Raw genomic sequence first — 23,975 nt, 5'->3', positions numbered from 1 at the left:
GACGCCAATTGCGTCCCCCGGAACAAGGCAGGCGGGTTCCGATGTCCGCACAGCAATCGCGACGCCCGCGGCGATTCCCGTACTCGTCGCGAGAGTGCCTCGGAGGCCCCTCGGGTGCGGAGCGTTGTCGGCGTCTCGGCCGTGGTCATCGCCGCCAGAGTGTTCTGACCCGGAGCCATCGTGGCGGTGGTACTTCGCGGTCACGGCAGGGCGCCCGTGCCGGGTGCGCCGACGGAAGATGCTCAGGAGCCGAGCATCTTCTCGAGATCGTCGAGCACGAGCATGGCGCCGGTCGGGCCGAGTGCGAGGAACCAGGTTTCGTCGCTGACCCGCGTTGCGCGACCGTCCTTCACTGCCTCGAGCTCATTCCAGAGCGGTCCTGCGACGACCGTCGCCTCGCCGGTGTCTTCCGGGCGGCCGTAGCTGGTGTAGAAGATGCGGTCGCCTTCTGCCTGGGTGATGGTTTCGGGGCTGACCTCCACGGCCAGCTCGTCGACATCCTGCAGGGCAGGGCGAGGCAGCCCGACGTCTTGAAGGATCACGCCGATGAAGGAGAGGTTCCCGTACAGGCGGATCTTGCCCGACATGAACCGTACGAGGGAGATGGTCGGTGGTGTCCCGTCGATCGAGGCGCGGATCTGGTCGGCGCGTTGCTGGTAGGTGTTGAGGACATCGACGGCTTCGTTCTCTTCACCCATCGCGTCGGCAACGAGTAGGAAGTTCTCTTTCCATGGGAAGCCGGGGCGGATGGAGAAGACGGTCGGGGCGATCTGTGACAGCTGAGGATAGAGCTGGTCGGCCCGCAGTTTCGAACCGAGGATCAGGTCCGGATCGAGGGCGGCGATCGCTTCGAGATCGAGATTGTTGATGGTGCCGACATCGGCGACCCCGTCGAGTTTGTCGGCCAGATACGAGGGTTGACCGGCGGCGCTTTCGGGGTTGGCCAGACCGACCGGGGTGATACCGAGGGAAAGCACGTCGTCGAGTTCACCCCCGTCGAGGACGACCACCCGGGTGGGTTTGCTCTCGAGGACGGTCTCGCCGAGGGCGTGGGTGACGGTGCGCGGGAAAACCCCGGGTGCGGCGTCGCTACCGAGTTTGGCGGTTTCGGTGTCGGCTGTGGCGAAGAGTGTGCCTCCGGTGGCCACATCGGCGTTGCCGGCGGACTGGCTGGCAGGCTCCGAGGTGCCGCAGGATGCGAGAAACACCATTGCCAGGGCCGCAGCGCCCAGACGGGACCAAATCGTGGACATGAGGGCAGGCTACCCTGCCTTCTGAGCGGGCGCGGAGTGGGCGGCGAGCGTATCGGAGCATCAACCGCGCCGCGGTACCTGTTCGGCGACGGGGCACCCCACGCTGCCGGGCCGCGAGAAACAGGGGGGCGGTGTCCCCTCCCTAGGCCACTGCACGGCTCCGGCGGCAGTCGGAGCAGGTCAGGTCGGGGTCCGCGGCGGGAGGTAGGAGCGGATCCGGTCCCCCCGCACCGGTGGGGTCCTCGATCTGGGCGAGGTGCTGTGGGTGCGTCGGTGCGTGGACTAGTCGTCCGTGGTGTTCGACAATTTCTTTTCCGCACCGGTACCGGAGCGTCCGACGGCGGCCGCAGCGCCCGAGGCACGCCGGCGGTGCGAAATGGCGCGAGCCCGGTCGCGTCGACGCCGCTCCGGCCCAGGGTGACGCCGCCGGTCGACGACGGAACCGGTCCGGATCGAACCGGGTGAACGACACGCATCGGCGTCCCCAACACTCCGTGAACAACATAGGGTGTCCGAGGCGAGTGCCCCTTTTGTCTGATTTCGGGCCGTTACCGTGCGCCCGTGCACGTTTTGTTCGTCTGCGCCGGCAATGTCTGCCGGTCCGTGATCGCCGAGCGGCTCACGCGCGCCTACGCAGACGCCTCCGGTCGTTCCGACCTCACGGCCGAGAGCGCCGGCCTCCGGGCCTTGGTCGGATATCCCGTCGAGCCTGCCGCCGCAGCGGTTATCGCCGGGCTCGGCGCCGATCCACGTGACTTCCGCGCCCGCCGCGTCACGACCTCGATGATCGACAGGGCAGATCTGATCCTGGCCATGACCGAGGGCCAGCGCGACCGCGTCGCCGCCCTTACCGTCGGCGCCGCAACGAAATCGTTCACCCTCACCGAGGCGCACCGCATCGCGACGGTCACCGGTGCGGACACCATCGCCCGGCTCGACGCCCGCCGCGACCACCGGGGCGCGGCCCACACCCCGAACATCCCCGACCCGACCGGGCTGCCCGCCGGGGCGTTCGTCGAGACCGGGGACCGCATCGCCGCGGCGCTGCTGCCGCTGCTCGACGTGCTGGTTGCGGCCGGAACGGATCGGCACACCTACCCCGTGCGTCCCGAGCGTCGATCGACTTTTTCGCGCACTCGGACACAGGCGCCGGCGATGGAGGCGTGGACCCGTCCTGCACCCCGCGTGCGCCGAGGAAGCGATCCTCCGATGCCGCTTCCTCGGCCTCAACCCCGGCGCCGGCTCTGAGGTTCAGGATGTCCCGGCCGGTTGCGGGGATGTCCGGACGCGAAAAGATGATCGCTGCCGACCGCCCCGGCCACGGTGGTGAAGTCATCGTCGACGACGCCGAGTTCGGTGGTGTGCCCGTCGGCGCCGAGGTGCAGCCCGCACAGATCCTCGACCGCCGGTGTCGACGCTCGAGGGGTCGCCGATGCTGTCCCGGCTGAGGAGGGTCCGGTCACCGAAGGGTGGCGGAGCGCTTTGCGGGCCGGTGGTCGCACACCCGCCGAGTACGGCAAGAACAGTCCGCGCGATGACGACAGGACGGCGGCCGGGTGAGGGCGATCTCGCCATGACACCAGTGACTTCCGTTCTGATGTGGGACCAGGGCCGTGGCGGAGGCGCACTGATCTGCCCTGGGAGGCGCTGCCTGAAGTCACGGCGCGCAGGCGCGCTCGATCGCTGACTGCACCGTCTCGGCGAGCGGCAGCACGGTCTGGAGCCGGGTCCTGTCGATCAGCGCGCGTACCTTCGGGGTGGGTGCGGCGAAGCTCAGCGAACGATGCTGTGTCCATGCGCGTGTGGTGGCATACACACATGCCCCCACACCGGAGGAATCGAAGGTCGTGGTCGCTGCCAGATCCACCACCACCGCGGGATGGTCGGTCAGTGCCCGATCCAGACGTGCGCGCAGCAGCGTCGCGGTGTATCCGTACACCGCACCGATGGGGCGGAGCACCAGCACACCGTCGCGGATCTGTTCGTCGCAGCGCAGCATGTTCTCTCCCGTCTCGCCTCCGACAGGGGCGTACCCGTAATCGGGTCCGTCACACCGAATGGCACCGAGCAGGAGCGCACCGGTGCCGTGCGACGGTCATGTGACGGCGAAAAACGCTACTGTATATATGAATTCGAATAACACGCACCGGAAGTGACAGGAAAGGGTCACGGTGCTCGGCGGCGATCCGGTCCACGCGCGGGGCGCGGCATGACATCTCCGCCCGGACATCGTGCCATGTCGGGCATCAGAGCGGCACACCCATTCCCGCAGCGTCCGAACAAATTTCCGGCGTTCCCGCTCACGCAGCGGTATCGGTACAGATCCCTCGGTCCTCTGTCCCAACTTTTCCGGATCCTCTTGCCGTTCTTCACACCACCGGGATAGCGTCTCGGACATTCGGCGTGCTCGCTTGCCGGGGAGGGCAAGGACCAGCCGGATGTGCGCCCCGCGGTCGGTCGAGCGCCGATCCCCCTACGGCATCGATACCGCCAGGGGCGTAGCGTGTCGATGCCCGTCCCCCCGCGCATCGACACGTGTCCCGACCGCTGCCCCCTGTCGCGGCGGGATCGCTCCGTCGGCGTGGCTGTGTGTCGTCGCCGCGCCGGCGGAGCCCACCTCGTCGTTCGGCCCCGGGCCGACGGTTACGTCGGGGACGATCGCAGCGATGTACCCGCGGTGACACGCCGACCACCCCCTGTCGGGAAAAGACCAGTGTTGGAGTATCCCTGCGTGTGTGCCCGGGCAGAGCGCTGCGGCGACGTCCGTGGAGGGGCCCCGAGGTCGGCCGAGCCGCTGCCCGCGTACGGTGTCGCCGCGCAGTTCGTGGGGTCGTTCGACTGCCGGTCGAAGTTGCGGGGTGTGGACGCCACGGTGGAGTTCGCGACTGGGGTGCCCGCGGGGGTGAATCGCAGCTCGGGGTCGGCTGTCAGATTGCCGACGATGGTGATGATGGTCGCGGCTCCGCCTGGCGGGACATGGCGAGGACGGCCGGCGCGCCACGTCACATCGGATGGTCAACCCGGTCCGGTCGCGGTGCTGTCTCGGGTGCGCTGGCCCAACGAGGCGATGGACTGTCCCGGGAGGGTCTCGAGGGCCCATCAAGGGCGTGCGGGAGGGGTGCCGGACTCCCGTTAGTTAATGTAACGGCGGTTATCCGCCCCGACCCTGCGTAAATTCATGTGAGGCAGGGAGGTCGATGGGGGCGGTTATCACACGCGTCCGGAATTGAACCGAGCCGCTATTTCCGCCGCTGCGCGTTGCCCGGAGAGAATCGCACCGTTCATGGTGCCTGAGGTTTCGTCGGCGGTTTCGGTGCCGGCCCAGTGGATGAGGCCGACCGGTTCGCGCAGAAATCGTCCGAAGGTCGTCCACACGGTCGGCCCGGGTGCGGGATTGGGGCCGCCGGGTGCGAATGTGTCGTTACCCCAGCAGAAATCGGTGTAGTCGATGGGATGGCGTGCGGGCTCTCCATAGAGATGGGTGAGATGGTGGACGACGCGATGGCGGCGCTCGTTGTGGTGGAAGGCGTCGAAGCCGCGTGCGTCGCAGAAGCTCATGAGGATGCCGGGGCCGTCAGGGGTGGGCTGACGTCGAAGGTGAGAAAGACCGTCTCGTTGTCCGATATCGCTTCTCCGGACAGGCCTTGGTCGCGCCAGAACGGCCAGTCGTACGCGACGAAGGCTTTGCTGAGTGCACCCAGGCGCCAGCTGCGGGAAAGTCCGTAGTGCTGGTCGGGAAGCGCGGGCGTGAACTCGATGCTCGGAACCAGCTGAGCGAGCCCGTCCAGCCGACTCGCTCGGCGATCACCGTCGCCGGCATGTCCGGCTCGGCGGCCAACAATGTCCGCACCCGGGTCTCGAACGGGGTGAATGACGTCGGGGCCGCCCGACGTTCGTACTTCGGTGGTGCCGTCGACTGCACCGACTTGACCACCATGGTTCGGCAGATCCCCAACCGCGCCGCGATCCGGGCCTTCGGGACACCGTGGGCCGCGAGCCTTCTGATCAACGCCCAGTCTTCCAAAGTGATCACTCTCCAAGCCTGTTGAGTGTTCACTTCTCGGGGAGCGGAACTGTCCAGTTTTCAAGCGTCGCCACCACCTGATACCTCAGGTGGTGGTGCGGTGCGTTCGCATCAGACTCGGGAACGACGATTGGATCGAATAGCCTGACGCGACATCGCGGACGACGCATTAACTACGCGGTCGGCGTGATGGACGAGCACTAGCGCTTGTGTAGCCGCGAGATGTGCACGGGCCACCCGTTCGGCCTCATCCGGCCTTCCTGCAGCAATTTCGTCGACAATCCGACGATGCGCCTGTACCGCAGCTCCCGCCTCCACTTCAGTAGGGTAGTCACCATGTTTGACGCGTGACTCTGCCCAGGCCTCTTCTTGCGCGGCCCAGAGCGTTACGTAGCTACCTACCGCGTAACGAATCGTCGCGTTCGGTGTGAATCCAACAATCAGGGTATGGAAATCTCTGGCCGTGTTGGTGAAATCCAGTCCGCAATTTGTGAAGTTAGCGGAAGCGTCAATTGCTGCAGTCAGTGCTGGAACTACAACTTCGAGCCGGTCTTCTCGTTTTGCGCATTCGGCGGCACACATGGGTTCCAGCATCTGCAACCCCTCTGCCAAGTCTCGCAACGTAACGCGACCGGCCTGCAACGACAGGCCGAGGTGATAGGCGGCGGAAGTCTCGTCGGGTCTGCGTACATCCGCGCCGCCGACGTTGCCTCGGCGAACAGTCACCAAGCCTTCGGTCTCGAGAATTCGGAGAGCTTCTCGAATCGAAGGGTAGCTGACACCGAAGTCCTTAACGAGCTGGTCTTGGGTCGGAAGGCGATAGTTGTCATCTGCCAATATGTCGTTGCGGAGCTCGTCCGCGACCGTTTCAGCGATTCTGCGCTGTGGGACTCTGCGGGTCTGGGGGGGAGTCATGCACACCCTTAATCTGCATTCTATCGGTAACCCGATCATCCTAACCTTCAAGCTTAGCAATGATAGCAGGTATGGATCAACGATGCAAGGAGCGCGCACGGCAGCATGGTCTGGCAGTGGTGTCGAGCCAAGTCTTTGGCTTCGATGGGGAGGTTCCCGGCGTGGACCGGCTCTGCGTGGTGGTCACAGTGGGTCTCCGAGCGAGAACCGGTTGTCGAAGGAGGGTAGCGAGGATCGTTCAGGTGAGGGCGATGTACTTCGTAGCGAGGTATTCGGCGACACCTTCGCTTCCGCCCTCACGTCCGATTCCTGATTGCTTGACGCCGCCGAAAGGTGCCGCGACGTCTGAGATCACTCCCCGGTTGACTCCGACCATGCCTGCGTCGAGGGCTGCGGCAATGCGGTTACACCGTTCGGCGCCTTGGCTGTAGAAGTAGGCTGCCAGACCGTATTCGGTGCTGTTGGCCGCGGAGACCGCCTGGACTTCGGTGTCGAACGTACTGATCATGGCCACCGGTCCGAAGATTTCTTCACGGAGCACCGGTGACCCGCGATCAACCTGATCGAGTACGGTCGCGGGGTAATAGAACCCGGCACCCTCGGGCCGTTTGCCGCCGAGACGGATTCGGGCGCCGGCCGCGACGGCGGTGTCGACCAAGGCTGCGACGCTGTCGCGCTGTGACGCGTTGACCAGCGGTCCCAGGGTGATGCCGTCCTGATATCCGGGACCGAGCTGCATCGCCGCCATTTTCGTGGTCAGCTTATCGGTAAACTCCTCAGCGACCGTCGACTGGACCAGGAAACGGTTGGCCGCGGTACAGGCCTCGCCGCCGTTGCGCATCTTGGCGGCGAATGCACCCTCGACAGCCGCATCGATGTCGGCGTCGTCGAAGACCAGGAAAGGTGCGTTTCCGCCGAGTTCCATTGATGTTCGTTGAACCCTTTCCGCGGCCTGGCTCAACAGGATTCGTCCGATCGGAGTTGAGCCGGTGAAGCTGATCTTGCGGATCCGGTCATCGTTGATGAGTGCGGAGGACACGGTGCTGCTGTGTGAGGTGGGGAGGACCGAGAGGACTCCGGCTGGCAATCCGGCTTCGGTGAAGACCTCGGCGAGAGCAAGCATGGTCAGGGGTGTTTCCCCGGCCGGCTTCACGACCATCACGTTGCCAGCGGCCAGGGCAGGGCCGATCTTCCGGGTGCCCATGGCCAGGGGGAAGTTCCAAGGGGTGATCGCCAACGAAGGCCCGATCGGACCGTGGGTGACCAGGATCCGGCCGCTGCCGTTCGGTGAGGTGGTGTAGCGCCCGTCGATGCGGACCGCTTCTTCAGCGAACCAGCGCAGAAACTCGGCTCCGTATCGGGTCTCGGCGACGCTGTCGGGTAAGGCGCGTCCGAGTTCCAGGGTCATCAGCATGGCGAACTCGTCGGCCCGATTGGTCACGATTTCGAAGGCGCGACGCAGGATTTCGCTGCGCTTGCGTGGTGCTGTGGCAGCCCACTCGTCGGCGACGCCGACCGCGACGTCTAGGGCGTGGTGGGCATCGGCCACCGATGCGTCGGCAACCTTCGCCAGCGGTTGTTCGGTGGCGGGGTCGATCACGTCGAAGGTGGCGTCGCCCTCGGCCGGGGTCGACTGGCCATTGATCCAGAGGCCGGTGGGTGCTGCTGCGAGGACCTTCTTCGCGAAGTCCGATAGGTGTGTAGGAATCATCAGTTCTTTCGTGGTGTGTCGAATGTCAGCGTGCGGCGCAGGTTCTGATGGCCGAGCCGAGGATGTCGAGGGCCTGGGTCAGGACATCATCGGTGATCACCAACGGTGGCAGCACTCGAATGACATTGCCGTACGTGCCGCACGTCAGGACGATGGCGTATTCTTGCAATGCCGCTGCGCCAACATCTTCGGCCGGTCGGGATTGGGCTCGGCGCTGCCGGGTCTGACCCGACTCGATAGTGATCTCCACTCCGCGATCTCGCACCTCACCGATCACACCGTGTCCTTCGGTGTTCAGTTGATCAGCGAATGTCGTGAACGAGGTGATCATCAGGCTTTCGATCTGACGTGCGCGGTCAGGTAGATCCTGGGTGATGATCTCGTCGATCGCGGCGAGCGTTGCGGCACAGGCGAGGGTATGTCGTTTCGGATGGTGTCGGCAGCGGTCTCGGCGATTCGACGTGGTGGGACCCGGCGACCCGGATTTGAGTTGGCGTCACGCATTCGCTCATATCCAAGTGGTGATACCAATCATTCGTCGGCAAACTTTTGAGGATAGCGTCCATGGGGCGTACCGTTCGCCGGTGACGTCAGTGCTTTATAGCAGGCCACATGAGTGAGAAGCCAGGGGACGGCTGTTACCAATGGGTGGTATCGATTCTTGTCGAGGCAAGGTTCCGCAGTTCATCGGTCTTGATCTTGGCGCTACCTGTCATGCTGATCTCGTTGTCGGAAAAGAAAAGTACATGGCGGGGCACTTTGTAGCTAGCCAATTTCTCTTTGATGAGAGTGCGGATCGCCTCCGGGTCCAGGGTCGCACTGTCTTGGGGGACAATACAGGACACGACAACTTCCCCGAGGGTCTCGTGTGGAACTCCTACCGTGCGCGTGACTTTCACGCCGGGAAGGCCGAGAATGACTTCGTCGACTTCGAGCGGTGACACGTTGGCGCCACCGGTCTTGATGATGTCTGTGAGTCGGCCTTCCCAGAACAATCTGCCAGAATCATCGAGATAACCGCCATCGCCGGTGTGAAAGAAGCCCTCGGCATCCAGAGTCTCCATGAGGGGGGTGCCGACATAACCGAGCATCAGAGTCGGACCTTTGACGCAGATCTCGCCGCGTTCTCCGATGCGCAAAGTGGCTCCGGTCAGCGCGTCCACGATTTTGACCGAGTTACCGGGCAGCGGTATTCCGCTGCTGCCGGCAATCTCCTCATCGGGTGTGTTGGCAGGAAAGCAGGTGGAAATGGTGAAGGTTTCGGTGTTTCCATACGCGTGTCCCGGTTCAAAATATATCGTGGACACCGTCTTGTGCTTTGCGATGGGGGTATTGAAGTCCACAAAACGCATGCTGCTCAGGTCTACAGAGCCCCAATTGGGGGAGGCCTCGAGCGCAGCCCACTGGTGCGGCCAGGCAACAGGGAAGTTCACCTTCTCGGCGTCCATCAGAAGAAGCGCTTCGTCGGCGTCGAATGTTCTTTGCAGGACCAAACTACCGCCGCTTGCCAGTGTTGAGCCCAGAGCCATGCCGAAGTTACCGGACCAGAAAAAACCGTTGGCCGACCAGCAGCGGACGTTGTCTTCAGGTGACAGATCGTACATTCGCCGAAAGCGCCACATTTGGATGGCAACACCGCGATGTGCGCTGAGAATGCCCTTGGGCTTACTGGTTGAGCCAGAAGAGAAGAACAGCACCGCGGTGTCGCTGGGCGCAGTGGTGGCGGCACATGCCTCCACTTCCTCCCGTGATTCGTTCACCCCGCGTGCCAAGAAGGTCGGCCAGGACTCGATCGAACCGTCGCTTGATCGGTCCGCCGGCGTTGTGTCCGACACTGCAGCCAGATGCCTCAAGAACGGATATTTCGACGACCGCAGCGCGCCGGGTGCCGCAGTGGCGATTCTGGGCTCCAGGTCGGTCAGTATTTCGGCGAAATTCTGCTTCAGCACCTGGCCCTCGAAGAGCAGTACGGACACGCTGGAAACCTTCAGCAGATGATCGAGCTCGGCTGGAGTCGAAAAGGTACTGAGAGTGACAGCAACTCCACCGGCCAGCGAGGTGCCGAAGACCGCGGACAGCCACTCCGGACGATTGGTCATCAGGACGCCGACCCGGCCATCCTTGCCGAGTCCAGTCGAACGGAGTGCTTGCGCGACTTCGATTGCACGCTCCCACAGGTCCGCGTATGTCCAGCGTACGATCTCCGAATCGACCTGCATCGTGAGTACTTCGCGCTCGGAGAAGGTCTCGGTGACCTCGCGCAGGAATCCCGGCAGGGTGAGACTGCCGAGACCGGGCTCGTCCTCGAGTGGTGCGCCACGGACGATTGCAGGCAATGTAGGGGTGGTACTCATTACTGACCTCGCTGTCGTTGCAGAGAACAGGCCGTCACAATGGCAATTCGACCTCGGCGATGCACGACACGAGTGTCACGCCGTTCTGATCTGTGAGTTTGAGCTTGATCTGGACCAGTGGTACACCCCAGGTCGATTCCGCTTGTTTGTCGATGATCTCGGCGTCGAAGTAGGTGACATCGCCTTCGAAGGCGGGTCCTCGGAAGTCGGCCTTGGTGTGTCGGACCATGCCGTCATGGCCGGCCCAGTTGGCCAGGAAGTCGGTGCACCAGGCACCCATGGTGGCGCCGTAGCCGTAGGCGCGTGCCATGCCCACTTCGTCGGCCTTGTCGGCGTCGATGTGGCCTCGAGAAGGGCCGAGGTAGAGTCCGTCCCGTAGCCGGGGGTCGATCTTGGCGCCTTCTTCATCGAACTCGAAGCCCTCGACCCAACCCGGATCCTGGTTGATCCAGGGGTCTTCGATACCGGGGGGTGCAACCCATCCGAACGTGCCCCAGATGTTGAAGATGAAGGCACGGTATTCGGTGGTGAAACTGGCGATGCTGTGGGGGCCGATGACACGTCGCTGGAGCTTGTCACCGACACTGACCTCGTCGAAGCGTGGTGATACGCCCAGGCGGTTGGACATGAGCCACTCGGTACGCAGCTTGTCGACCTCGGCCAGTTCGGCAGCAGTCCACTTCTTGATGGCACCGATCTGGGTGTCGTACATGCCACGCTTTTTGGCTTCGGTTTGCAGGTAGCGGATACCTGTCGAGCGTTCCTTGGCGACGAGGGCACCGTACTGGTTGGTGTGAGTGGTGTCGCCCCGGGAGAACATCGTCGGGCCGGCAAATTTGGTGTCGGTTACCTTGTAGTCGTGAAAGCGGCGTTGTTGGAACAGCTTGTCGCCGGGGCGGATCGGGGTACCGTAGAACCACCATTCCTCGCCACCGAAGATCAGATGGCTTCCCGGGATCTTGCCGACCAGCGCCGGTTGGGCTCCGTGACCGAAATCCAATGAAACCGCCATCGACTGCGGCGCGATGAGGCCGCCGAACCGAGTGTTCTCGGCGAACTCCTTGTCCCAGTGCAGCGGGTTCGGATTGTCCATCGCCATGACCCAACGACGGATGTCGGAACTGCTGCACGGCTCATGGAGCTGGCCGCCGCCAACGGGTTTGCCTACGCGATGGTCGACGTCCGACAGGTCGAGCTCAACGCGCACGGCCTCGATTTCACTCGTCATGGAGTTGCTCCTGGCTGGTGTGATGGGTTAGCGATTTACGTCGACGACGATGCGGCCACGTACGGTACCGTCCATGAGTCGGCCGGCGGCGGCTATCGATTCTTCTAGGGAGACTTCGGCTGCGATTGCGTCCAGGGCAGCGGGCTCGAGGTCATTGGACAGTCGGGTCCAGGCGGTTAGCCGTCGTTCCGTGGGGGCCATGACGCTGTCGATACCCAGCAAGGACACGCCCCGGAGGATGAAAGGTGCCACCGACGCGGGGAAGTCCATGCCCTGGGCAAGTCCGCATGCGGTCACTGTTCCGCCGTACCGCGTCTGAGCGCAGGCATTGGCGAGAGTAAAGCTACCGACCGAGTCGACGACTCCGGCCCAACGCTCCGTCTGCAGTGGCTTGCCTTTGGCTGAGAGTTCTCCGCGGTCGACGATTGTGGTGGCACCAAGTTCTTTCAGGTACGCGACCTCGGAGCTCTTGCCGGTAGATGCGGCCACGGTGAAGCCTGCCTTTGTCAGCAGGGCGATTGCTACGCTGCCCACGCCGCCGGTGGCTCCGGTGACCAAGATTTCACCCTGGTCGGGACGTACTCCGTTGTTCAGCAGACCTTCGACGCACAGGCTTGCGGTGTACCCTGCGGTGCCGATTGCCATTGCCTGGCGCGGGGTGAAGACATCCGGAAGAGGGACGAGCCAATCGCCGTCGAGGCTTGCACGTTGCGCGAAGCCACCCCAGTGTGTTTCGCCGACGCCCCAACCATTGAGAACAACGCGATCGCCTGGTGACCATCGTGCGTGTGAGCTGGACGTCACGGTCCCAGCGAGGTCGATGCCGGGCACCATGGGGAACTTGCGAACCACGGGCGACTTGCCGGTGATGGCAAGCGCATCCTTGAAGTTGAGCGAGGAGTAGTCCACATCGATCTGGACGTTTCCTTCAGGAAGCGCTGTGGCGTCCAGGTTCTGGAGGGCGACATTCTGCCCACTCTCGTCCTTCTCGATGACAACTGCCTTGAACATCAGCTGGATCTCCTTTTCTGTGCCTGAGGGCCGACACTTCGGGCCACGCTACGAGAATCCTTTTAATGTTGTCAATGTTTGCCGGTTATGTCGTCGGCGCGTCTGGCGAGCTGCGGCCACATCGCGTCTCGATACTCAACCGCGCAGATCGAAGTATTGCAATCCTAACAATGATTGAAGTAACGTCTAACGCATGGAATTCGGGTTGGGTGCGGCGGCGTCTGAGCTCCGCGCCGAGTTACGTCGGTTGATAAATGACCAGGTACCTGCGCACTTCCGGGGGGCCTTCACGGATGATCCGGCAGATCTCCAGGCGGCGCAGGGGTTCTGCAAAGTCCTGGCTGACAAGGAATTGCTGTGTCTGGCGTGGCCGAAGGAATTCGGTGGACGTGACGCCTCGGTATGGGAGGAAGTAGTGGTCCGCGAAGAGATGTGGGCGCACCACGAGCCTCGCGGTGCCCAGTACATGGGTGTCAACTGGGTGGGACCGACTCTCATGCGTCACGGGACCGAAGAGCAGCAGCGCCAGCACCTGCCTCCGATCGGCCGCGGTGAGGTGATCTGGTGTCAGGGGTTCAGCGAACCCGGTTCCGGATCGGACCTGGCGTCGTTGCGGACGACCGCGCGTCGCGATGGAGACGGATGGTCGATTTCGGGTCAGAAGATCTGGACCTCTTACGCGACGATGGCCCAGTGGTGCTTCCTGCTTGCACGAACCTCATCCGAGGGCCCGAAGCAGCGCGGCTTGACTGTGTTCCTCGTGCCTATGTCCGACCCGGCGATCGAAGTGCGACCAATCCGCACAATGTTGGGTCCGCATCATTTGAACGAAGTCTTCTTCAATGACGTCAAGGTGACCGAGGCGCAAGTCCTGGGGACTGTCGATGACGGCTGGAAGGTGGTCCGCGAGGTCCTGGCTTTCGAACGAGTGGGTATAGCACGATATGCGCGTGTCGAACGTCTGCTACAGAGCGCGCCGGAAGTGCTCGCCGAACAGTGGGACGACCTCCCTGCCGAATTGCGTGTCCGGTGGGCACGCGCACTCGTGCACTGCCGTCGAGCTCGGTTGCTCGCCTATCAGGTTGTGGCGAAACAAGCAGAGGGAGCAGTGAATCCCGGCGATGCCGCATCGTATCGGATCGCCGTCACCACTCTGGATCAAGAAAGTGCTGAGGTGTTGGTCGAGATGGTGTCTTACATGCAGTCATCCGAGGAAAAGGCGGTTCTGTTCGAACTGGATGTTCGGGACCACTGGAGCTATTCACAGGCAGCGACCGTTGCATCGGGGAGCATCGAGATGCAGAAAATTCTATTGGCGCGGACGATGCTGGGTACGTCATGAACATCGACTTGAGCAAGGAAGCAAGGGATTACGGCCACGCGGCCCTGCGCGCATTTGAGTCCGCAGGTGGCGACGGAATTGTCGAAGCCGCAGAAATCAACCCCGATGAACGTGATCGGCTGCTCTCGGGTGTCTTCAGTGAACTCGGTGCCTGGGACCTTGCGCCGCGGAAGGACGAAGACGAGCTCGAGGCGGCAGCGGCGTTATGTCGCAGCGCGGGCTATTGGGCCGTGCCGTATCCGGTGGCAGAGCGGCTTTCGAAGCCAGTCGACCTCGACTTCGACGGGTTGTTGGTGATCGCCGACAACAAACCTTCTGCGGCAGTTTCGGGGCTGGACCTTCGTTGGGTGGCCACTACGTTGGGTGGACACCGCAGTGTGGCCGTCGCACAGCCCTCGGTGGGGTCGCCTCGTGCTTCGGCATTTGTTGCTTCCCTGGACCTGCAGCCGCTCGACACGAACGGGCTTGCAGACGTCGCGCTCGGTCTCGTACTGCCGTGCTGGACACTCCTCGGGATGCTGGATAGGGCGATCGACCTCACACGATCACATGTGCTGCTCCGCGAGCAGTTCGGCAAGCCGTTGGCGACGCTTCAGGGCGTGCAGTTCCAGCTCACCGACGCCGAGGCGGAACGATCCGGTGTCGAGGTACTGGCCAAGTACGCGCTCTGGAGCATCGAGACCGGCCGGCCGGAGGCCGTCGATGACGCACTGGCTCTGCGCTTGGCGGCAATTGAGGCGGCTGACAAGGTGTTTCGTGTGGCACATCAGCTCCACGGGGCCAGTGGTTTCTGTGACGAGACCGCGTTGTCGTGGTTTTCCAGGTACAGCCTGCCGTTGCGACGGCTTCCGGTGGGATTGTCGGCGACCGCGGCCGCGCTGACCGACCAGGTCGGACGTCGCGGATTGACCGGGTTGTTCGATCCCGCCGACGAGGCGGGTGGGTTGTGAAGTACGATCTGCCATCTGCTCTGACGGTCACATCTGATGGGTCCGTTCGCACCGTGCTGATCAACCGACCCGACGATCTGAACGCGGTCAACCAAGACCTGCATTGGGCACTCGCCAACGTGTGGCGACAGTTGGCGGCCGACCGCGAGGCCTCCGTTGTCATTCTTACCGGAGCTGGGCGAGCCTTCAGCGCCGGTGGTGACCTGGACTGGATCACCTCATTTCTCGAAGATCCAGTGGCGCGGGACGACAGCATTCGCGAAGGCTCGGAGATCATCGAAGAAATGCTGCGGTTTCCTCTCCCCGTGATCGCTGCCATCAACGGGCCCGCTGTCGGCTTGGGATGCAGCATCGCTGTGCTATGCGACGTAGTCTTGATGTCAGAGAATGCCTACCTCGCTGATCCACATGTGGCTGTGGGTCTGACAGCAGGTGACGGGGGTGCGGCGTTCTGGCCGTTACTGACGCCGATTCTGCGCTCGCGCGAATACCTCTATACAGGGGATCGTATCTCCGCCGCGCATGCGGTCGAGTTGGGCCTTGCCACCCGCACCGTCTCCGCGGACGGTCTCTTGTCAGAAGCCCGGCGCGTCGCTGATCGCTTTGCCAGGCAACCGCGAGAGGCGCTCCACAGCACGAAACGTGTGGTCAACATGTACCTGTCCCAGGCGCTCGCGGGCCCCTTGCAGGCGGGTTTTGCGGCTGAGGTCGCGAGTATGCAGTCCGCTGATCATCGCGAACGATTGCTTGCGCTCGCGCGTCGGGACGGCAGCCGATGAGCATCTCCAAAGACCTCGAGCTGGATAACTTCCGGACGCAGGTACGTGAATGGTGCCGAGCACATGTGCCCGTCGACTGGCGAACGACCCAGACCGGAGCTAGTGACGCGGCTTTTGTGCAGTTTCAAAAAGGCTGGTTCGCAGAGCTTCACACAGCCGGCTTCGCCGTTCCACACTGGCCTGTCGAATGGGGAGGGGGAATGTCCGTCGCACAGCAGGTGGTGCTGTACCAGGAGCTGGCAGCTCACGATGCGCCTCGTCTGGTCCTGCCTTTCGTTTCGATACATCACGCCGCGTCCACTCTTCTCGCAGCCGGCAGCGAGGAACAACGTAACCGTCATCTGCCGGCAATTCTGGAGGGTGAAATCTGGTGCCAAGGGTTCTCTGAACCCGGAGCCGGATCCGATATGGCAGCCCTTTCGACTACCGCGAGAAAGGACGGTGACAACTATGTCGTCAACGGGCAGAAGCTCTGGGCCAGCGGAGCAATGCATGCCGATTGGTGTCTCCTCCTCGCGCGTACCGATCCCGAGGCTCCGCAACGTCGCGGCATTTCCTACTTCCTGATGGACATGCGTTCACCCGGTGTAGATGTGCGTCCGATTCGGCAGGCAACTGGTGAATCCCATTTCTGCGAGATCTTCCTCAATGATGTGGTGATCCCGACCTCTGCAATGGTCGGGAAGGAGAACGAGGGCTGGAGGATTGCGCAGGAGACTCTGGGCGCGGAACGCGGAATGACCATGCTGGAACTAGCGGAACGGCTGGGCCACGGCGGCTTTCCATGGCTTGTGGAACTGTGCGCAGAGCGACGCGTCGACGGGACTCGTCCCTTGGATGACGCCGCTGTTGTAGACCGCCTCGCCACTTTGGAGATCGAGGTCACCGGACTGCGCGCCTTGTGTGCGGAGTTCGTCGGGAACGACAGCCCGGGGCAAGCCGATGCGTCGATCGTCAAGTTGTATTACAGCGAGTTGCTTCAACGGATGACCGATTTCGGCGCCGACATCGCCGGCCTCGGCGGTCAGACCAAACTACGCAAACCACTGTCGAGCGGTTGGGAATCAGGTTCCTGGGTACTGGATTTCATCGGGTCCTGGGAATGGACGATTCCCGGCGGTACCAGTGAGATCCAGCGAACGATCATCGGGGAGCGTGGTCTCGGATTGCCATATGAACCACGGAGTAGCCGATGACTGATCACGTTGACGATTTCACCGTTTTTCACGACGAACTCGCCACCGTCGCACGCGACGCTCTGGGCTCAGTCACGTCCACCGGCGTGATCGACTGGATGCAGATTGCCGGCGCCGGTTGGTTGGGGCTCGAGATCGCGGACGAACTCGAGGGCGCGGGGGCAACATTCGCGGAGATCGCAGTCATCCTCCGGGAATACGGCCGTGCGGCGGCCGGCGGACCGTACTCGGCGGTTGCCTCGGCTGCCGTCGGTGTTCTCACCTTACTGGAGGAAAGCCCAAATCGTGACGACCTGCTTCGACAGACTGCCAAAGGTGAAGCCGTACCAGTCCTTGTGCAGTCTGGTGATCTTCCGTCGAACGCGATTTTTGAGCTCATCGACGGGCGGGGCCAGTATACGCTCAACGGTTCGGCGGGTTTCGTCCCGGATGTATTTCTAGCGGATCAGTTTCTGGTACCGGCAATGCTGCCGGACGGCACCCGAGTAGTGGCCGAGGTCGCGAAGGGCTGTTCCGGACTGTCTATTACAGAGCAGCCCGTGGTGGATGAGACCCGTTCGTTCGGGGAGATCATTGCTGATGGCGTGACCGTTCCAAAATGTTCCGTCCACCGTTTCAGTGGCGATCCGGACAAGTCGATGCGGCGAGTGAACGATCGCACCGCTGTGGCGATCGCTTGTGACAGCATCGGAATAAGTGAGGCCATGCTCGACGCGACTGTCGAATATGCCTGTATGCGTGAGCAGTTCAATCGTAAGATTGGCTCGTTCCAGGCAGTCAAGCACGCGTGCGCAGACATGTTGGTGAACATCACGATCGCCCGTAAACTCGTGACCAGAGCCGTTGACGCCGTGTGTACTCCCGAGTGGGATGAGCAATCCGCAGTGGCTGCCTCGATGGCCAAAGCCTTCGCAACGGAAATGGCAGTCGACATCGCCGGCAAGGCAATGCAACTTCACGGCGGGATGGGATACACGTGGGAAAGTGGCATCCACGTCTACCTGAAGCGCGCTACCCTGAACCGTTCTCAATTCGGTTCTCCTGCAGCGCATCGAAAGTTGTTAGGCACTCGATATCTGGAGCGCGGTGTCCGGGCGTCAAATCGCGACTACTGATCACCTGCTCGGGTGACGAGCGCGAAGGGCAACCGGCCTCGAGCTTGTCCTTGCCGCCATCCTGAAAGTTGACGTCGCTCGAGTCGCTGGTGGCGGCAGCACGCGGGTGTACCTGATCGACCGGCAATCATCGTAATCATCACTAGTATTGTATATCTTGATAAAATAACGCATACTTCCTCCTGTGACTGCAGTCACAACTCAGCTGTGATGTGGTGTGCGAGTCCGTAGCGCCACTCTTGGAAACATCTATTCGCTTGTCACGCAGCGGTACCCAGACAAGTCACGTGGGCACGTGTGGCTGGCGCGACGAAATACGACAGGAGCAACCGAATGTTGGTGAAGTGGGGACGAGCGTGGAGAGCGATGATTCCGTGCGCTGTGCTCGTGACTGTAGTCGCCGGGTGTGGCGGTACTTCGACAGTGGCCAGTGACGGTGGACCGGTCGGTGATCCCAAACATGGCGGAGAACTGGTCATGGCGGTGAACATCGAATCCAAGACACTCGATCCGGCCTGGTGTCCCTACAACTACGACAGGTGTGCACCGATCTTCGGCACGCTGCTGGAGTACGACGCCGAAAGCGACGAGATGGTGTCGGCAATGGCTGAGTCCTTCGAATCGACCGATGGCGTCACCTGGATCCTGAAGCTTCGTGACGGTGTCAAGTTCAGCGACGGCACACCGTATGACGCTGAGGCGGTTGCGTTCAACTGGGCCCGGATCAAAGATCCGGCAACACTCTCGACGGCAACCGAACTTGCGGCGCCGTTGACGTGGCGAGTGGTGGATCCACTGACGCTCGAGGTCACCTCGGCGACGCCCAACTTCCAATTGCCCTGGGCGATGACGCAAGGACTCGGGATGATCGGGTCGCCCACCGCGATGCAGGAGATGGGTGCCGATTATGGTAATGCCCCCATTGGGGCGGGCCCGTTCCTGCTGGAGAGCTGGACTCGCGACACGGAAGCCCGATACGTTGCCAATCCCGATTACTGGGATGCCAACCTGCCGTATCTCGACAGCTTCGTGTTGAAGGTCATCAAGCACGATGATCAGCGACTGAATGCGTTGCGCGCAGGCGAGATCGATATCGCCTGGTCCACGCAATCGAAGGACGCGAAGACGATGGAGGCCGAAGGTTTCACCGTCCATACCCTGCCCCTGGTCGGAGGTACGGGACTGAACCTCAATCTCGAGGATCCAGTTCTCGAAGACCCGGACCTGCGACTCGCCATTCAGAAGAGCATCGATCCGAAGGGTATCAACGCCGCGGTCTACCCTGGCACCGACTCGGCTGACGCTTTCCTGAGACCCGACAGCGAGTTCCGTGATGATGCACTGGGTAAGTACCCGGAACTGAACCTCGACGAGGCACAGAAGATCTTCGATTCATACCTCAGTCGCACGGGCAAGTCGGATGTCACTCTGTCCTTCAACGTTCATGCCGGGATCCCCGACCTGACTCTTGTAGCGCAGGTTCTCCAGTCGCAGTTGCAGAAGATCAACGGTCTGACGGTGAACATCGAACCGGTGGAATACGGGGCCCTCGAGACGATGCGACGTGCGGGTGACTTCCAGATGGTGCTGGGTTCGACGCTCTCACAGCAGATGGATGCCCTCTACGATACGTTCCATTCCGGCGGCAAGAACAACATCACGGGCTTCTCCAATCCGGAAGTCGATGCCGCGCTGGAGACAACGCGAACGTCAAATGACCCAGAAGATGTGAAAGCTGCGTACCAGACGGTGAACGGTGTGGTGTCCGAGGACGCACCGATCCGGACGTGGCGATACCCCGAGGGATACATCTTCAGTCAGAAGGACGTCGAAGGGCTGAAGGTCATCGGGGTGCCGTCAGCCGCCGGTGTGATCGTCGACGAAGTCTGGCTCAACAAGTAGTCCGGATAGTTCGAATTGCCATTCGATTGGGAGCGACTGGCCGGCAGTCGCTCCCACCCGGGGGTGGCACATCAACGAAGGGATGTGATCTAGACGTGAGTGGAAGATCCATCAAGCGCATACTTATCGGAGTGGCGAACTTCCTCTTACTGGTCTGGATGGTCAGTGTGGCAGTTTTCCTTCTGCTGGAGCTGATTCCCGGTGACCCCGTGGACAGTCTGGTTCCTCCCGGCTCGCCGGAGGACGTGCGAGAGGCGGCACGCGAACTCTACGGGCTGAATGAACCGCTGCTCGACCGCTATTTGTCTTGGATCGGTGGAATCGTTCAAGGTGACTTCGGGATGTCTCTAGCGACGAACAACGATGTGATGGCGTTGATCGCAGAACGCGCCCCGGTGTCCCTGGAACTTGCAGTTGTGTCGATGAGCGTGGCGCTTGTCGTCTCGATCCCGGTCGGCGTCTGGTCGGCGTACCGTCAGGGAGGCAAGTTCGACAAGGTTGCCACGGCGGCGACCTCGGCGACCTTGGCCATACCTTCGTTTGTCCTCGGAATCCTGCTGGTCTTCGTCTTCGGCGTGCAGCTAGGGGTGCTACCGATTCTGGGATGGGTGCCATTTTCTGAGGATCCGATCGAGCACATCAAGTACCTGATCCTGCCTGTGCTCACCTTGGCGGCCGGCGAATGCGTCTTGTTCACCCGGATTCTCAAGGGGGACATGATCACAACGCTCCAGCAAGATCACGTGCTGTCCGCGCGTGCGCGCGGTTTGCCCACATGGCGGATTCTCGTCCGCCATGCACTCCGCCAGTCGTCGTTTTCTCTGGTCACCGTATCCGGTGTGGTGATCGGGCGGCTGATCGGTGGCACCGTCATCGTCGAGCTGATCTTCTCGCTCCCGGGCATGGGCTCCTTGGTGGTGAACTCGATCTTGTCGCGGGACTTTATCGTGGTGCAGGCCATCGTCCTCCTCAGCGCAGTCATCTATTTGGTATTGAACACCATTGTCGACTCGGCGTATCCATGGCTCGATCCGAGAGTTCGAAAGGTGCAGGCATCATGACCGACCTCATTCAACGGGGCAGCGAATCCGCCAAGCCGATACTGGTGCCCGGCAAACGACGTATCGACCGTCCGAGGCGGTCTCGGCGACGTCGTCATGATTACGGTGCCCTACTGGGGGCGGTGTGGATCGGGCTCGTGGTATTTGCCGCGCTGGCGGCGAACTGGTTGCCCTTCCCCGACCCCAACGAGTTGAGCGACACGTTCAATGCTGCACCAGGTTTCAGCTCTCACCCGTTGGGCACCGACCCGCTCGGGCGAGACATCTTGTCCCGATGCATCTTCGGTGCTCGAGTGTCGATGACCGTAGCCATCGGCGGTACCGCAGTAGCTATGGTCATCGGCGTCACGATCGGTATGCTCGCCGGCTATCTGCGCGGAGCTGTCGATACCGTGATCTCGGTTCTCATCAACTTCCTGTTGTCATTCCCCGCGTTGATCTTCTTGATCGCGCTCGTAGCTGCGCTCGGTCCCTCGCTTTCGACGTTGGTGATCGGTCTCGCACTTTTGGGGATCCCGAACTTCGCCCGTGTTGCGAGAGCGAATACCATCGCGTTCTCTGATCGAGAGTTCGTCACCGCATCGAAAGCACTCGGTGCAAGTCCGATTCGAATACTGACACGCGAACTTCTCGCCAATGTCATGTTGCCCGTGATGTCGCTCGCTTTGGTCGTGATGGCTACTCTCGTGGTTGCAGAGGGGAGCTTGAGCTTCTTGGGGTTGGGCGTTCCGCCGCCTACGCCGAGCTGGGGCGGCATGCTCGCAGAAGGTCGTGAGTACCTTCGTGAATATCCACATCTGGTACTGGTCCCCTCCCTGTTCTTCTTTCTCACAGTCTTTTCATTCAACAGACTCGGTGATTGGGCGCGGGGTCGGATCGGTAAGGAGTCGGCCATATGATGAGCAGTGGTAGGACAGCGGTCGACGAGGCTGAGGTTGCGGCGCCTTCGGTCGAGCAGTCGAATCTCCTCGAGATTTCGGACCTCCGAGTCTGGTTCGATACACCCCGTGGCCTCGTACGTGCCGTAGATGGTGTAGACCTCGAGCTGCAGGCGGGCAAGACGTTGGGGATCGTCGGCGAATCCGGGTCCGGTAAATCTGTTCTGTCCCGTGCGATCATGCGAATTCTCGCGCCCAGCGCGCAGGTGCGGGACGGTAGCCGGATCAGATTTGCCGGCACTGATCTGGTAACCGTGTCGAGAAAGAAGAACCAGCACCTCTGGGGTGTCGACCTCTCGATGGTTTTTCAGGACCCGATGACGTCCCTGACACCGGTGATGACTATCGGTGAACAGCTGTCGGAGACGGTGCGTTACCATCTCGGTCTCGACCGGCAAGTTGCGAAGGAAACCGTCATACGTTTGTTGACGCAGGTAGGAATCCCTGAGCCGCTCAAGCGCTTTGATCAGTATCCGCACAACCTGTCCGGTGGTATGCGTCAACGGGTGACGATAGCGCTCGCAATCTCGTGCAGTCCGAAATTGTTGATAGCAGACGAACCGACTACCGCGCTCGATGTGACGGTGCAGCAACAAATCCTCGATCTGCTCCACGACCTGCAGGTCAAGTCGAACATGGCAATGATCCTGATTACGCACGATCTGGGAGTGGTGGCCGGCCGCGCGGACACGATTGCTGTGATGTACGCGGGCAGGGTGGTGGAAAAGGGCCCGACACGCGAACTGTTCGCACACATGCGCCACCCGTACACCCGGGCGCTGATCGATGCCATTCCGAGGCTGGCGAATCCGAGCCATACCTACCTCCCTTCGATTCCGGGTCGGCCACCGACGATCATCGATCCCCCGCCCGGATGCAGCTTCGCCCCGAGGTGCCCGTCAGCGCAGGCGCGGTGCTTGGTGGAGACGCCCTTACTTTCGGTGTCCGACGACAGAAGCGACCATTCTGTGGCGTGCTTCTTCCCGTTGGGAACTCCGGAGGGCGAGGCGGCCCGTGCGGTCAACGCGGCTGCGGGTACCACCGCGGCCGGTACCGAGCTCGACTCGAGGGGCGTGATCTGATGGCCGGCAGTGGAACTGCTCATCTGCGGGACGACGGCGATGTCGTTCTCAGTATTCGAAATCTGACCGTGGAGTACCGCGGGAAAGACGGTGACCGTGTCTTTGCGGTCTCCGACGTGAGCTTGGATGCCCGTCGCGGAGAGACCATCGGGCTCGTGGGGGAGTCGGGTTGCGGAAAGTCCAGCGTGGCTAAGGCAATTATGCAGTTGCCGCCGCCCAAGTCCGGGCAGGTCCTGGTCGATGGCACCGACCTGCTGGGTACGTCGGGTACTGCACTGCGGCGACATCGCCGGAAACTGCAGATGATCTTCCAGGACCCGATTTCGTCCTTGAACCCCTTGCGAAAGGTGAAGGACATCATCGCGGAAGGTTTGCGGATTCAAGGTGGTCTGAGCAAGGACGAGGTCACCAAGAGATCCTTGGAAATGATCGATCGTGTTGGCCTGGATGCCGATACTGCATCGGACCGCAGACCCCACGAGTTCTCGGGTGGGCAATGTCAACGGATCTCGATTGCGCGTGCGATGGTTCTCGATCCAGAGATCGTGATCTGCGATGAGCCAGTTTCGGCCCTGGACGTGTCGGTGCAGGCGCAGATAATCAACCTTCTCGAGGACATGAAGAAGCGTTACCGGCTGACGCTGCTGTTCATTGCGCACGACCTTGCCGTTGTCAAGAACGTGAGTGACCGCGTTGTTGTGATGTATCTCGGAAAGATCTGTGAGGTCGCCGGTTCCGACGATCTGTTCACCTCACCGGTGCATCCGTACACGCAGGCCCTGATCAAGTCCATCCCGGAACCGGATCCCGAAGCTCCGGTGCAAGAGTTCACCCTCAGCGGAGATCTGCCGTCACCTCTGGATCCGCCCAGTGGCTGCCGCTTCCGCACGAGGTGCCCATCTGCACGGAGTAGATGTGCCGAAGAAGAGCCGGAGATCAGAGAAATCGAACCGGGCCATTTCGCGGCGTGCCACTTCCCTCTGAAGGTTTCGATCCGGGACGAAGGTCTCTCCGACGCCTCGGTGGCGGCCGGTCGGTGACGTCGCTTGATGTGTTCAAGCATCATGAAGATAACGGAAGCGTGAGGTTGTGCAGAAATTGAGGACTATCGATC

General features: G+C 62.0%; 21 protein-coding genes and 2 pseudogenes. 13 read left to right on the top strand and 10 right to left on the bottom strand.

Going from position 1 to position 23,975, the window contains the following annotated elements:
* Window positions 1–242 precede the first annotated feature (242 nt).
* Entirely contained in the window at window positions 243–1,253 is a 1,011-nt protein-coding gene (locus GON09_RS25570) for an ABC transporter substrate-binding protein (RefSeq protein WP_213934806.1), read from the bottom strand.
* Between the two features lie 561 nt (window positions 1,254–1,814).
* On the opposite strand from GON09_RS25570, the gene GON09_RS25565 reads away from it, so the two are divergent.
* Together GON09_RS25565 and GON09_RS25560 are read left to right on the top strand one after the other, a co-directional pair.
* Window positions 1,815–2,501 carry an arsenate reductase/protein-tyrosine-phosphatase family protein gene (locus tag GON09_RS25565; RefSeq protein ID WP_213934805.1) on the top strand — a complete coding sequence of 229 codons (687 nt, stop codon included), beginning with the start codon at window positions 1,815–1,817 and terminating at the stop codon, window positions 2,499–2,501.
* A 29-nt stretch (window positions 2,502–2,530) separates the two neighbouring features.
* Window positions 2,531–2,701, top strand: a complete 171-nt coding sequence (locus GON09_RS25560) for a hypothetical protein (protein ID WP_213934804.1) — start codon at window positions 2,531–2,533, stop codon at window positions 2,699–2,701.
* A 209-nt stretch (window positions 2,702–2,910) separates the two neighbouring features.
* On the opposite strand, the gene GON09_RS25555 is transcribed toward GON09_RS25560, so the two are convergent.
* The 3 genes and pseudogenes from GON09_RS25555 to GON09_RS28515 form a co-directional block, all read right to left on the bottom strand.
* Window positions 2,911–3,252 (bottom strand): STAS domain-containing protein, encoded by a 342-nt coding sequence (locus tag GON09_RS25555; RefSeq protein WP_213934803.1) that lies wholly within the window; start codon window positions 3,250–3,252, stop codon window positions 2,911–2,913.
* An 830-nt stretch (window positions 3,253–4,082) separates the two neighbouring features.
* Window positions 4,083–4,259: pseudogene (locus tag GON09_RS28520) on the bottom strand (single-stranded DNA-binding protein); the annotation flags it as partial.
* A gap of 204 nt (window positions 4,260–4,463) precedes the next feature.
* Window positions 4,464–4,811, bottom strand: coding sequence for an FAD-dependent oxidoreductase (locus GON09_RS28515; protein WP_244867026.1), 348 nt, complete (start codon window positions 4,809–4,811; stop codon window positions 4,464–4,466).
* A 167-nt stretch (window positions 4,812–4,978) separates the two neighbouring features.
* Here GON09_RS28515 and GON09_RS28510 point away from each other — a divergent pair, with 167 nt between their 5' ends.
* On the top strand, window positions 4,979–5,302 hold the full coding sequence (locus tag GON09_RS28510; RefSeq protein ID WP_244867025.1) for a hypothetical protein: 324 nt from the start codon (window positions 4,979–4,981) through the stop codon (window positions 5,300–5,302).
* An 86-nt stretch (window positions 5,303–5,388) separates the two neighbouring features.
* Here the strand turns inward: GON09_RS28510 and GON09_RS25540 are convergent, their stop codons facing one another.
* From GON09_RS25540 to acuI, 6 genes and pseudogenes are all read right to left on the bottom strand, one after another.
* Complete coding sequence (locus tag GON09_RS25540; protein WP_213934802.1) at window positions 5,389–6,192, bottom strand: FadR/GntR family transcriptional regulator; 804 nt, start codon at window positions 6,190–6,192, stop codon at window positions 5,389–5,391.
* A gap of 238 nt (window positions 6,193–6,430) precedes the next feature.
* A complete protein-coding gene (locus GON09_RS25535; RefSeq protein ID WP_213934801.1) occupies window positions 6,431–7,903 on the bottom strand; it encodes an NAD-dependent succinate-semialdehyde dehydrogenase in 1,473 nt (490 codons plus the stop codon).
* Window positions 7,904–7,928: 25 nt separating this feature from the next.
* Window positions 7,929–8,306, bottom strand: a pseudogene (locus GON09_RS25530) (aminotransferase class III-fold pyridoxal phosphate-dependent enzyme); the annotation flags it as partial.
* A gap of 235 nt (window positions 8,307–8,541) precedes the next feature.
* Window positions 8,542–10,257, bottom strand: coding sequence for a class I adenylate-forming enzyme family protein (locus GON09_RS25525; protein WP_213934800.1), 1,716 nt, complete (start codon window positions 10,255–10,257; stop codon window positions 8,542–8,544).
* Window positions 10,258–10,291: 34 nt separating this feature from the next.
* The gene (locus tag GON09_RS25520) at window positions 10,292–11,485 is read right to left on the bottom strand and encodes a MaoC family dehydratase (protein WP_213934799.1); all 1,194 of its coding nucleotides are present in this window, start codon (window positions 11,483–11,485) and stop codon (window positions 10,292–10,294) included.
* A 27-nt stretch (window positions 11,486–11,512) separates the two neighbouring features.
* Complete coding sequence (acuI, locus tag GON09_RS25515) at window positions 11,513–12,496, bottom strand: acrylyl-CoA reductase (NADPH) (protein ID WP_213934798.1); 984 nt, start codon at window positions 12,494–12,496, stop codon at window positions 11,513–11,515.
* 193 nt (window positions 12,497–12,689) lie between these two features.
* On the opposite strand from acuI, the gene GON09_RS25510 reads away from it, so the two are divergent.
* From GON09_RS25510 to GON09_RS25465, 10 genes are all read left to right on the top strand, one after another.
* Window positions 12,690–13,838 carry an acyl-CoA dehydrogenase family protein gene (locus GON09_RS25510; RefSeq protein WP_213934797.1) on the top strand — a complete coding sequence of 383 codons (1,149 nt, stop codon included), beginning with the start codon at window positions 12,690–12,692 and terminating at the stop codon, window positions 13,836–13,838.
* Complete coding sequence (locus tag GON09_RS25505; protein ID WP_213934796.1) at window positions 13,835–14,788, top strand: acyl-CoA dehydrogenase family protein; 954 nt, start codon at window positions 13,835–13,837, stop codon at window positions 14,786–14,788. Before GON09_RS25510 ends, GON09_RS25505 begins: the two co-directional genes overlap by 4 nt.
* Window positions 14,785–15,567 (top strand): enoyl-CoA hydratase/isomerase family protein, encoded by a 783-nt coding sequence (locus GON09_RS25500; RefSeq protein WP_213934795.1) that lies wholly within the window; start codon window positions 14,785–14,787, stop codon window positions 15,565–15,567. The genes GON09_RS25505 and GON09_RS25500 overlap by 4 nt, the downstream gene beginning before the upstream one ends.
* On the top strand, window positions 15,564–16,763 hold the full coding sequence (locus tag GON09_RS25495) for an acyl-CoA dehydrogenase family protein (RefSeq protein ID WP_213934794.1): 1,200 nt from the start codon (window positions 15,564–15,566) through the stop codon (window positions 16,761–16,763). Before GON09_RS25500 ends, GON09_RS25495 begins: the two co-directional genes overlap by 4 nt.
* Window positions 16,760–17,878 (top strand): acyl-CoA dehydrogenase family protein, encoded by a 1,119-nt coding sequence (locus tag GON09_RS25490; RefSeq protein ID WP_213934793.1) that lies wholly within the window; start codon window positions 16,760–16,762, stop codon window positions 17,876–17,878. Before GON09_RS25495 ends, GON09_RS25490 begins: the two co-directional genes overlap by 4 nt.
* Window positions 17,879–18,355: 477 nt before the next feature.
* Window positions 18,356–19,780 carry an ABC transporter substrate-binding protein gene (locus GON09_RS25485; protein ID WP_213934792.1) on the top strand — a complete coding sequence of 475 codons (1,425 nt, stop codon included), beginning with the start codon at window positions 18,356–18,358 and terminating at the stop codon, window positions 19,778–19,780.
* Window positions 19,781–19,911: 131 nt separating this feature from the next.
* Window positions 19,912–20,841: an ABC transporter permease gene (locus GON09_RS25480; protein ID WP_307854542.1), complete on the top strand. Its 930-nt coding sequence runs from the start codon at window positions 19,912–19,914 to the stop codon at window positions 20,839–20,841.
* The gene (locus tag GON09_RS25475; RefSeq protein ID WP_244867024.1) at window positions 20,838–21,740 is read left to right on the top strand and encodes an ABC transporter permease; all 903 of its coding nucleotides are present in this window, start codon (window positions 20,838–20,840) and stop codon (window positions 21,738–21,740) included. The genes GON09_RS25480 and GON09_RS25475 overlap by 4 nt, the downstream gene beginning before the upstream one ends.
* On the top strand, window positions 21,737–22,861 hold the full coding sequence (locus GON09_RS25470; protein ID WP_307854541.1) for an ABC transporter ATP-binding protein: 1,125 nt from the start codon (window positions 21,737–21,739) through the stop codon (window positions 22,859–22,861). Before GON09_RS25475 ends, GON09_RS25470 begins: the two co-directional genes overlap by 4 nt.
* Entirely contained in the window at window positions 22,861–23,901 is a 1,041-nt protein-coding gene (locus GON09_RS25465; protein ID WP_213934790.1) for an ABC transporter ATP-binding protein, read from the top strand. The genes GON09_RS25470 and GON09_RS25465 overlap by 1 nt, the downstream gene beginning before the upstream one ends.
* The last annotated feature ends 74 nt before the right edge of the window (window positions 23,902–23,975 follow it).

Source organism: Rhodococcus sp. B50, from assembly GCF_013602415.1.
In the GTDB taxonomy this organism is placed as follows: domain Bacteria; phylum Actinomycetota; class Actinomycetes; order Mycobacteriales; family Mycobacteriaceae; genus Rhodococcus.
Note: the sequence above shows the minus strand (reverse complement) of the source record. Positions and strands in the feature narration are given on the sequence as shown.

Coding starts and splice junctions, on each gene's coding strand:
- GON09_RS25535 (WP_213934801.1), bottom strand. CDS start 7,903: ATGATTCCTACACACCTATCGGACTTCGCGAAGAAGGTCCTCGCAGCA.
- GON09_RS25475 (WP_244867024.1), top strand. CDS start 20,838: ATGACCGACCTCATTCAACGGGGCAGCGAATCCGCCAAGCCGATACTG.
- GON09_RS25525 (WP_213934800.1), bottom strand. CDS start 10,257: ATGAGTACCACCCCTACATTGCCTGCAATCGTCCGTGGCGCACCACTC.
- GON09_RS25570 (WP_213934806.1), bottom strand. CDS start 1,253: ATGTCCACGATTTGGTCCCGTCTGGGCGCTGCGGCCCTGGCAATGGTG.
- GON09_RS25520 (WP_213934799.1), bottom strand. CDS start 11,485: ATGACGAGTGAAATCGAGGCCGTGCGCGTTGAGCTCGACCTGTCGGAC.
- acuI (WP_213934798.1), bottom strand. CDS start 12,496: ATGTTCAAGGCAGTTGTCATCGAGAAGGACGAGAGTGGGCAGAATGTC.
- GON09_RS25490 (WP_213934793.1), top strand. CDS start 16,760: ATGACTGATCACGTTGACGATTTCACCGTTTTTCACGACGAACTCGCC.
- GON09_RS25505 (WP_213934796.1), top strand. CDS start 13,835: ATGAACATCGACTTGAGCAAGGAAGCAAGGGATTACGGCCACGCGGCC.
- GON09_RS25495 (WP_213934794.1), top strand. CDS start 15,564: ATGAGCATCTCCAAAGACCTCGAGCTGGATAACTTCCGGACGCAGGTA.
- GON09_RS25510 (WP_213934797.1), top strand. CDS start 12,690: ATGGAATTCGGGTTGGGTGCGGCGGCGTCTGAGCTCCGCGCCGAGTTA.
- GON09_RS25540 (WP_213934802.1), bottom strand. CDS start 6,192: ATGACTCCCCCCCAGACCCGCAGAGTCCCACAGCGCAGAATCGCTGAA.
- GON09_RS25485 (WP_213934792.1), top strand. CDS start 18,356: ATGGCGGTGAACATCGAATCCAAGACACTCGATCCGGCCTGGTGTCCC.
- GON09_RS28515 (WP_244867026.1), bottom strand. CDS start 4,811: ATGAGCTTCTGCGACGCACGCGGCTTCGACGCCTTCCACCACAACGAG.
- GON09_RS25465 (WP_213934790.1), top strand. CDS start 22,861: ATGGCCGGCAGTGGAACTGCTCATCTGCGGGACGACGGCGATGTCGTT.
- GON09_RS25555 (WP_213934803.1), bottom strand. CDS start 3,252: ATGCTGCGCTGCGACGAACAGATCCGCGACGGTGTGCTGGTGCTCCGC.
- GON09_RS25560 (WP_213934804.1), top strand. CDS start 2,531: ATGTCCGGACGCGAAAAGATGATCGCTGCCGACCGCCCCGGCCACGGT.
- GON09_RS25470 (WP_307854541.1), top strand. CDS start 21,737: ATGATGAGCAGTGGTAGGACAGCGGTCGACGAGGCTGAGGTTGCGGCG.